Raw genomic sequence first — 9151 nt, 5'->3', positions numbered from 1 at the left:
GACCCGGCCAGCGCCGCCGCCGCGACCTCGCGCGCGCGCCGCCAGCCGGCCTCGGACGGTTTCCAGCGGGAAAGCGCCCCGTCGCAGCTGAAGGTGAACTGGCAACCGGTGGTGCGTTCCGATCCCTGGAACACGACGCCGCAGACCGTCTTGGGATAGGCCGGGTGGCGCAGTCGGTTGAGGATCACCTGCGCGACCGCACGCTCGCCGATCGCGTCGTCGCCCGCCTCATAGATCACCGCCGCGGCCAGGCAGTCGGTGGCACGGGCGCGGTCATCGCTGCCGCCGGTGAAGCGGAACGGGCGCGCGGCGGGGACGGGATCGACCGAGAAAGGCTGGGCGGCGTTGTAGCGGCGCGCATCGTCGGGGGCGAGGTCGACCAGCTTGACCGGCTCGACCGGCGGTAATTCGGTACGCGGCACCACCCGCGCGGGAATGGCGACGATGTCGCGATAGCGCTGCGGCCCGGTCGAGCGCAGCACCACCAGCGTCGGCACCAGCACGGCCAGCGCCGCGATCAGCACCAGCATGAGGGTCAACGGCGCTGGGGCGGACGCACGCCGGGCCCGCATCCCGGCGTCGAGCAGCAGTTCACCGGCCATCAGCGCCGCCCGTCAGGCTTCCGGCAGAAAATCAGGCACCGACAGATAGCGCTCGCCGGTATCGTAGTTGAAGCCCAGCACGCGCGCGCCGTCGGGCAGGTCGGGCAGCTTCTGCAGGATCGCGGCCAGCGTCGCGCCGGACGAGATGCCGACCAGCATCCCCTCCTCGGACGCCGCGCGCCGCGCCATGTCCTTGGCGACGGCGGCGTCGACCTCGATCACGCCGTCGATCGCGGCGGTGTGGAGGTTGGCGGGAATGAAGCCTGCGCCGATGCCCTGGATGGGGTGCGGCCCCGGCTGGCCGCCGGCGATCACGGGCGAAGCGGCGGGCTCGACCGCATAGGCCTTGAGGCCCGGCCAGGTCTTCTTCAGCGTCTCGGCGACGCCGGTGATGTGGCCGCCGGTGCCGACGCCGGTGATGAGCACATCGATCGGCGCGTCGGCGAAGTCCTCCAGGATTTCCTGCGCGGTGGTGCGGACATGGACGTCGATATTGGCCGGGTTCTCGAACTGCTGCGGCATCCAGGCACCGGGGGTCTGCTCGACCAGCTCCAGCGCGCGCTCGATAGCACCCTTCATCCCCTTCTCGCGCGGGGTCAGGTCGAAGGTCGCGCCATAAGCGAGCATCAGCCGGCGGCGCTCCAGCGACATCGACTCGGGCATCACCAGCACCAGCTTGTAGCCCTTGACCGCCGCGACCATCGCCAGGCCGACGCCGGTGTTGCCGCTGGTCGGCTCGATGATCGTGCCGCCAGGCTGGAGCTGGCCGCCGGCCTCCGCGGCCTCGATCATGGCGAGGGCGATACGGTCCTTGATCGAGCCGCCGGGGTTGGACCGCTCCGACTTGATCCACACTTCGGACCCGGGGAACAGCCGCTGCACCCGAATGTGCGGGGTGTGGCCGATGGTGTCGAGGATGGTGTCTGCCTTCATGGGGTCATCTCCAATGCCGTCCGCTCCAACGCGGCAGGGGGGTCGAATGTCCGCGCCCGGCGCAGCGCGGGGAACAGGAAGATCCAGGCGAGCGTCACCACCACCGCGCCGCCGCCGCCGACCATCACCGCCCCGGTCGCGCCGAGGATCGAGGCGAGAAAGCCCGACTCGGCCTCCCCCAGCTCGTTGGAGGCGGAGATGGTGAGCTGCGACACCGCGCCGACCCGCCCGCGCATCGCGTCGGGGGTATGGAGCTGGATCAGCGAGCTGCGGATATAGACGGAGAACATGTCCGCCGCCCCAGCGATCGCCAGCGCCAAGAAGCTGAGCGGCATCGCGCGCGACAGGCCGAAGACGATCGTCGCGCCGCCATAGACGATCACCGCGCCCAGCATCTTGGGACCGACCTGAGTCTTCAGCGGGCGCAGCGAGAATAGCACCGCCGTCACGCCCGCCCCGACCGCGGGGGCTGCGGCGAGCAAACTCAATCCCCGCTCGCCGACATGGAGCAAATCGGCGGCATAGATCGGCAGCAGCGCGCTGGTGCCGGCCAGGAACACCGCGAAAAGGTCGAGGGTGATCGAGCCGAGCACCAGCTTGTTCTGCCAGACATAACCTAGGCCGTCGGCGATCTGGCGCAGCGGGTGCACGCCGGTCTGCCGTGGCGGCCGCGGCACCGGCCCGATCAGGAAGACCGCGACCAGCGCCAGGCCGAACAGTGCGCTGGCCAAGGCGTAGGCAAGCCACGGCGCGGCGGCATAGGCGAAGCCGCCGATCGCCGGGCCGACGATGCCGCCGCCCTGCCACGAGGTCGAACTGAGCGCGATCGCGGTCGGCAGCATCTCCGGCGGGACGAGATTGGGCGCAAGCGCTCCCAGCGCCGGCCCCGCAAAGGCGCGGGCGAGGCCGAGCAGCACCGCGACGGTGAAGATCACCGGCAGCCCGATCGCGCCCGACCAGGTGGTCCAGCCTAGGATCAGCGCCGCCGCGAGCTGCATGGTCAGCGTCACCCGCGCGATCAGCCGGCGGTCGAGGCGATCGGCGACCAGCCCGGTGATCGGCGTCGTCAGGAACAGCGGAAAGAATTGCAGCAGCCCGATCAGCCCGAGCTGCGCGGCGGCATGCTGCTGGTCCATGGTGGTGCGGGCGATGCGATAGGTCTGCCAGCCGATGACGATGATCATCGCGTTCTGCGCCAGCGTCGTCGTCAGCCGCGCGACCCAATAGGCCCGGAAATTGGCTATACGGAACGGGTGGGGAGCAGCCATGGGCGGCTCGCCTTAGGCGGCGAGGCGGGCGCAGGGCAACCAAGTTGCACTACCGGCGGGCGCAGCGCCGATTGTCGCCTCCGCCGCCCCGCACCGGCCCGCATCCGATTGCGAAGCAGGGGCGACCGGGCCTATAGCGGCGGTTCATCTTCGAGTTGAGGTCCGTCAGTGGCAAAAGCCCCCAGTCGTCCAGCAGAGCCACCGATCCCCAATCGCGAGCGTCCCAGCGAACCCAAACCCTATCAAGCGTCGAAAGACGAGTTGCTGCGCTTCTACAAGGACATGCTGCTGATCCGCCGCTTCGAAGAGAAGGCGGGGCAGCTGTACGGGCTGGGGCTGATCGGCGGCTTCTGCCACCTCTATATCGGCCAGGAGGCGGTCGCGGTCGGGCTGCAGTCGGCGCTGAGCGACAAGGACAGCGTCATCACCGGCTATCGCGACCATGGCCATATGCTCCTGTGCGGGATTCCGCCGCAGGACGTCATGGCGGAGCTGACCGGCCGCGCCGCCGGCATCTCCAAGGGCAAGGGCGGCTCGATGCACATGTTCAGCGTCGAGCATAAGTTCTACGGCGGCCACGGCATCGTCGGCGCGCAGGTCTCGCTTGGCACCGGCCTGGGGTTCAGCCACAAATACAAGAACGACGGCGGCGTCTGCCTCGCCTATTTCGGCGACGGTGCCTCCAACCAGGGGCAGGTCTACGAGAGCTTCAACATGGCCGAGCTGTGGAAGCTGCCGATGATCTACGTCATCGAGAACAACCAGTATGCGATGGGCACCAGCGTCCATCGCTCGTCGGCCGAGGACCAGCTCTACAAGCGCGGCGAGAGCTTCCGCATACCCGGCATCCAGGTCGACGGCATGGACGTCCTCGCCTGCCGCGGTGCCGCCGAGGAGGCGCTGGCCTGGGTGCGCGCCGGCAAGGGGCCGATCATCCTGGAGATGAAGACCTATCGCTACCGCGGCCACTCGATGAGCGATCCCGCCAAGTACCGCAGCCGCGACGAGGTGCAGGCGGTGCGCGACAAGTCCGACCCGATCGAGCACGTCAAGCGGCTGCTCGCGGAGCAGGGCGTCAAGGAGGACGAGCTGAAGGCGATCGAGCAGGCTACCCGCAAACAGGTCAGCGAGGCGGCCGACTTCGCCGAGAGCACGCCGGAGCCGGAAGCGGCCGAGCTCTATACCGACGTGCTGGTGGAGTCCTATTGATGGGCGTCGAGATCAAGATGCCGGCGCTGTCCCCGACGATGGAGGAGGGCACGCTCGCCAAGTGGCTGGTCAAGGAGGGCGACGAGGTCAAGTCCGGCGACATCATGGCCGAGATCGAGACCGACAAGGCGACCATGGAGTTCGAGGCGGTCGACGAGGGCGTCGTCGGCAAGATCCTGGTCGCCGAGGGTACCGATAACGTAAAGGTCGGCACCGTCATCATGACGCTGGCGGAGGATGGTGCGGCCGGGAACGCGGACGCGATCACCGAGGAACGCTCGGGCGAGGACGCCAACGTCGCCACCAAGGAGGAGCAGCCCGCCGACGAGGCACCGCCGGTGCCGGAGAGCAACACTCCGCACCAGGTCGAGACCGGCGCGCTCCAGATGTTCGATGCGGCGAAGCACGACGCGGAAGTTCGCGATCCCGCCGTTCCGGCCGGCACCGAGATAGTCAAGACCACCGTCCGCGAAGCGCTGCGCGATGCGATGGCGGAGGAGATGCGCGCCGACGACCGCGTGTTCGTGATCGGCGAGGAGGTCGCGCAGTATCAGGGCGCGTACAAGGTAACCCAGGGCCTGCTCGACGAGTTCGGCGACGCCCGCGTCATCGACACACCGATCACCGAATACGGCTTCGCCGGCGTCGGCACCGGCGCGGCGATGGGCGGGTTGAAGCCGATCGTCGAGTTCATGACCTTCAACTTCGCGATGCAGGCGATCGACCACATCGTGAACTCGGCCGCCAAGACCAACTACATGTCGGGCGGACAGATGCGCTGCCCGATCGTGTTCCGCGGCCCCAACGGCGCGGCGTCCCGCGTCGGCGCGCAGCATTCCCAGAACTATGCGCCCTGGTACGCCAGCGTCCCCGGCCTGATCGTCATCGCGCCCTATGACGCGCAGGACGCCAAGGGGCTGCTCAAGGCGGCGATCCGCACCGAGGATCCGGTCGTGTTTTTGGAGAACGAACTGCTCTACGGCCGATCGTTCGAGGTTCCGAAGCTCGACGATTGGGTGCTGCCGATCGGCAAGGCGCGGACGATGCGCGAGGGCAAGGATGTTACGATCGTCAGCTATTCGATCGGCGTCGGCCTCGCGCTCGAAGCTGCCGAGACGCTGGCCGGCGAGGGCATCGACGCGGAAGTGATCGACCTGCGCACGCTGCGCCCGCTCGACAAGTCGGCGGTGCTGGCGAGCCTTGCCAAGACCAACCGCATGGTGGTGGTCGACGAAGCCTGGCCGACCTGCTCGATCGCGTCCGAGATCGTCACCATCTGCATGGAGGAGGGCTTCGACGACCTCGACGCGCCGGTGCTGCGCGTCACCGACGAGGACGTGCCGCTGCCTTATGCGGCGAACCTGGAAAAGGCGGCGCTGATCGATGCGGAACGGGTGGTGAAGACGGTTCGGAAGGTGTGTTACCGGTAGCGTCTAGGCGTTGTACTTGTCACAGGTCGAGGGCACGGATGCCGGCGAGGGATAGATGTGCGAGAAGTCGCGGTTGTCGCGCACGATGAACGACGCGACATAGTGGATACGTGACGTGGTCCCGATCAGGTAATTGCTGATCAGCGGTTTGTAATTGTAATTGATCTCGACGAACACCACGCCTGAGCCAGGGGGCGCGGACACCGTCGATCCCGGATCGCCCATCCCGAGCGGCTGGAGCGTGCCGGCGTTGGCAGGCGTTGAATCCGTGCCTGCGGTAACGACCGGCGTGGCGGTACCATAGCTTGAGTTATAGGCGCTGTCCGCCAAAACACTGCCCTTCTGACCGATACAACGTTGCCAATGGATTCGTTGCACCGGCGCGGCGTCATAGCTTTGCTGAATGTTCTCCAGACTTGAGATGATCACACGCCCCCTGTTGGTGAGGCCGATGCTGCTGCCCTGATAACGCGCCGCCTGCAGGACATCGTTCATATCGACCTCACGCAGCTGCTCCGTGCTGAGCGGGGTGACGCCGACACGCGCCGCATCGTCCGCCAGGTTGAGCGCGATTTGGCTGATGCGAAGATTGACCAGCGCCAGGTTGGCGGTCTCGACACCGTACATGCCGGCCGCGAGCACCACGGGAAGGGTGAAGGCGAACTCTAGCAGGGCGAGCCCGCTGCGATCGTGACGCAGCCGCCGCGTGGACCTCAGCAAGGTTGATATGCGGCTCACGGGCAGGTTCCAGTGATCGTCGGCGTCACCGCCTGGGTCGCATAGGGCTGGTTCTTGAGCAGTGTCGACGCTTGGATCGTCGCCGTGCTGGACCAACCGAGCATCGTCGCGACGGGAAACAGGTGTTTGTAGGTGATGGTCATTGTATAGAGTGCGACGCTGCCTGCGCCGCCTTCGCCGCTGGCCCCGGGATTGGCGTCCCATGTCCCGTTCGCGTTGACGTCGCTGAACGGCTCGCCATTGTCGCACTTGCCGTTGTTGTTGCTGTCGGTGAACGGCTCGGGCGCCACTTCGGTGAAGTTGTCATAAGCGAACCGAGCCGAGCACCATGTCGTCGCAGTGGTGCTGGGGCAGGACTGGCTGGGCGTTGCGAGCAGCGAGTGCATCATTGTCACCACCTTGGCGTCGACGGCGGAAGTGTCGGCTCCCTGGATGGTGGAGTCCCGCCCGGCTTTCTGCACCGCGCCGGTCAGGATCGACTGGGCATATTGCTGAAACAGCATATCCATCAAACCCATCAGCAGCAGCATCATCACCGGGGTGATGATTGCGAACTCGATGATGGTCGCGCCGCGGCGATCGCGGCGTAGCCGGCGGATGAGGCGCTGGATCATTGCGATATCCGCAGCATCGCGACCTGCTTCGCAATCGCCTGGAACTTCGCGTTCAGGTCACTGCCGCTGGAGCTCACCAAGGCCTGCGCCGTTGTCGTCGCACATTGCGACAGCTGTGTTGTCGGTGTGCCGTTGGTCGTGATCATCACCGTCCAGACGTTGATGTTCATCGACTTCGCCTTGGAGCATTCCGCCAGAAAGCGGGCATTATGATAGGCGGTCTGCTGCGTGTTGGGACTGGCGGCGGCAGGCGGAGCGTAATCGCCGTTGGTCACCCGCTTGTCGAAATATTCGAGACCATAGAGGCTGTAGCTCGTCAGGCTCGGCGACATCGAACCGTCGGTTAGGAAGACGATGATCTTGTTGGTCGGCTGGCGTCCCGGCCACGCGCCGACATCACTGGCGAACACGCCCGAAGTTGACAGCAGGCGCGTGCCCCAGATCATGCCCGCGTCGTGATAGGTGCCACCCTGCGGTACGAAATCAGTCGCGTTGACGTAATTGGTCACATCCTGCTGCGTCATCGTCGACACGCGGCGGATCGGCTTGCCGCATGGTGCAAGGCCCGCCTTCTGGAAGTAGTTGGCATTGTTGCCCGAGCCGTAGTAATAGAACGAAAAGGCGCTGGGGACGTTGTTCGAAGAGTAATATGCGGTCTTATCGGTGTCGCCAGCGTTCGCGGACGTATCCATGACGTTCGTCGTGTTACCGTACCAGCCATTACCGAGCGTTCCATAGTTCCGCCAATAGATGATCTGTGGCCACATCGGCTTCCATCGGGTCGGGTCCGAATCGGGGATCAGGTCGGGATCCAGGTCCGGCGGTAGCGAGCTGTTGCTGAACGAGCTGGTGCCGGCTGTCGTCTGCCGTTCCTCGATGCAGCCCTGCCAACTGCTGGTGGTGCCATCGAGCTTGCTGGGATCGGTCACCGATGTATTGCTCAGGAAGCTGCTGACATCGTACGACGCAGGTCCATAGGTCCAGTTCGGCCCATAGACGGTCGTGGTGACCTTGCACTTGTTCTGCGAACTGTCCCATGACTTGCTGACGACGGTGGCGCGGCTGGTCGTGTCGAAGGTATAGGGCTGGCTGCCAGTAACGGCGGGCGTGCGGGTCGACCCGTTGCAACTGGCATTGGGCGTGCTGTCATAGGCGGACGACTGCGACACCTGGTACTGACTGGCTGTGTTGGTCGGGTCGATGTATCGAGACTGATAGGTCCAGAGATTGCTCCCGTTGGTGCCTGCACCGCCAAGCATATAGCTCGGGCTCGCGCTCATGATCGCCTTGCCAGCGTTGACTGTCGACGAATAGGTAACGAAGCCGTAGCGGATGTGCGTGGAAGGGTCGGCGTTGGAAGCGACCGTGTTATAGAAATTCACCACCGCCTGGCGCACGGCCGAGATGCGCGATCCGCTCTGCTCGGGCACGTAATAGCCGGTCGAGCCAGGATAGCCGGCCACGCTGTCATTGGCACTGCCGGTCGACCCGCTTGCTGCGCCGAGGCTTGAGTCCGTGGGATGCGTATAGGCCGTCGTTCCCGCACTGCTGACGTAGCTGTCGCACTGCGGGTCGGTCTGGCTCGGCAGGCACGACATGGAGCCGGTGGTGTCGAGGACGAACACGATGTCGGTATCGGCAACATCGTAGCGCGCTTGGCAGGTGACGGTCAGCGTCTGAGCGGGCATCCCGAACGGCAGCATCTTCATCAGCGTCATTGGCACCGTCGTGGTAGCGGTTGCCGAGACCTGATAGTCGGCGGTCTTGCTTACCGTGAACGGGTAGGGCGACGTCGTCGAAGTAAACGCCGGCGTGCCCATGTAGCCGCTGATGAAATTATTGGCAAAGAACGCACGCGCCTGTGTCGTCGCATTGGCGTCGAGGTTGGGCGGCGTCGTCGCCGATGCCGTGGTGTCCATGGTCTTGCGTCCGGCGAGCGCGCCCGCGTCGCAGGCCTGTTGCAGCCGAACCTTGACGACGTAGAGCCGCGCAGTGTCGACTGCCGATCCGGTGAGCGCGATCATCGGAATCAGTGCCGCCGCCATGATCGCGAGCGTATTGCCGCCCCGGTGGCGCGCGAGCCGCGTCAGGAAGCCGCCGCTGTTGCAGCGCGCCGTCCCGCGAAGCTTGCCTAACCAGTTCATCGCGCGAATGCCCACCCGTGTCTTGCGGAAGAAGGCTCGGCTATGCGGCGGGGGATGATAACCGGGGTTCAAACAAGATGGTAAACGCGCCGGTAACCACGCCTCGTGAGGCAGAGCAGGCGCTGGCGATCGGCTATGCCGCCCCGGCCGCCCGAACGGCGCTGGCGGTGTTGCTCGACCTTGACCGGCGGCTGGCTGGTCTCCTTGCCGGCA

Annotated in this window: 8 protein-coding genes; 2 read left to right on the top strand and 6 right to left on the bottom strand. The window is 65.9% G+C overall.

The genetic code is table 11. The annotated features are described in order from the left end of the window. The 3 genes from HUU96_RS06550 to HUU96_RS06540 all read right to left on the bottom strand — a co-directional run. On the bottom strand, positions 1–530 hold a 530-nt coding region (locus HUU96_RS06550; RefSeq protein ID WP_174292034.1), incomplete at its 3' end, for a cell wall hydrolase. Positions 531–614: 84 nt separating this feature from the next. Then, the gene (gene cysK, locus HUU96_RS06545; protein ID WP_174292032.1) at positions 615–1535 is read right to left on the bottom strand and encodes a cysteine synthase A; all 921 of its coding nucleotides are present in this window, start codon (positions 1533–1535) and stop codon (positions 615–617) included. Next, a complete protein-coding gene (locus tag HUU96_RS06540) occupies positions 1532–2803 on the bottom strand; it encodes an MFS transporter (RefSeq protein WP_174292031.1) in 1272 nt (423 codons plus the stop codon). The genes cysK and HUU96_RS06540 overlap by 4 nt, the downstream gene beginning before the upstream one ends. Positions 2804–2971: 168 nt before the next feature. Between HUU96_RS06540 and pdhA the strand changes: the two genes are divergently transcribed. Then, positions 2972–4012 carry a pyruvate dehydrogenase (acetyl-transferring) E1 component subunit alpha gene (pdhA, locus tag HUU96_RS06535; RefSeq protein ID WP_174292030.1) on the top strand — a complete coding sequence of 347 codons (1041 nt, stop codon included), beginning with the start codon at positions 2972–2974 and terminating at the stop codon, positions 4010–4012. After that, positions 4012–5442 carry a pyruvate dehydrogenase complex E1 component subunit beta gene (locus HUU96_RS06530; RefSeq protein ID WP_174292029.1) on the top strand — a complete coding sequence of 477 codons (1431 nt, stop codon included), beginning with the start codon at positions 4012–4014 and terminating at the stop codon, positions 5440–5442. Before pdhA ends, HUU96_RS06530 begins: the two co-directional genes overlap by 1 nt. A gap of 3 nt (positions 5443–5445) precedes the next feature. On the opposite strand, the gene HUU96_RS06525 is transcribed toward HUU96_RS06530, so the two are convergent. The 3 genes from HUU96_RS06525 to HUU96_RS06515 form a co-directional block, all read right to left on the bottom strand. Continuing rightward, positions 5446–6087 (bottom strand): hypothetical protein, encoded by a 642-nt coding sequence (locus HUU96_RS06525; protein WP_254605058.1) that lies wholly within the window; start codon positions 6085–6087, stop codon positions 5446–5448. An 89-nt stretch (positions 6088–6176) separates the two neighbouring features. Next, the gene (locus HUU96_RS06520) at positions 6177–6794 is read right to left on the bottom strand and encodes a TadE/TadG family type IV pilus assembly protein (protein WP_174292028.1); all 618 of its coding nucleotides are present in this window, start codon (positions 6792–6794) and stop codon (positions 6177–6179) included. Then, positions 6791–8938, bottom strand: coding sequence for a TadE/TadG family type IV pilus assembly protein (locus HUU96_RS06515; RefSeq protein ID WP_174292027.1), 2148 nt, complete (start codon positions 8936–8938; stop codon positions 6791–6793). The genes HUU96_RS06520 and HUU96_RS06515 overlap by 4 nt, the downstream gene beginning before the upstream one ends. Between the last annotated feature and the right edge of the window lie 213 nt (positions 8939–9151).

The sequence above is a fragment of the Sphingomonas bacterium genome, assembly GCF_903644135.1.
Taxonomy (GTDB): Bacteria; Pseudomonadota; Alphaproteobacteria; order Sphingomonadales; family Sphingomonadaceae; genus Sphingomonas.
This window is presented reverse-complemented; position numbering and strand designations above follow the sequence as displayed.

Excerpts from the sequence above, each read along its gene's own strand:
- cysK (WP_174292032.1), bottom strand. The coding sequence starts at position 1,535 with ATGAAGGCAGACACCATCCTCGACACCATCGGCCACACCCCGCACATT.
- HUU96_RS06540 (WP_174292031.1), bottom strand. The coding sequence starts at position 2,803 with ATGGCTGCTCCCCACCCGTTCCGTATAGCCAATTTCCGGGCCTATTGG.
- HUU96_RS06530 (WP_174292029.1), top strand. The coding sequence starts at position 4,012 with ATGGGCGTCGAGATCAAGATGCCGGCGCTGTCCCCGACGATGGAGGAG.
- HUU96_RS06520 (WP_174292028.1), bottom strand. The coding sequence starts at position 6,794 with ATGATCCAGCGCCTCATCCGCCGGCTACGCCGCGATCGCCGCGGCGCG.
- HUU96_RS06515 (WP_174292027.1), bottom strand. The coding sequence starts at position 8,938 with ATGAACTGGTTAGGCAAGCTTCGCGGGACGGCGCGCTGCAACAGCGGC.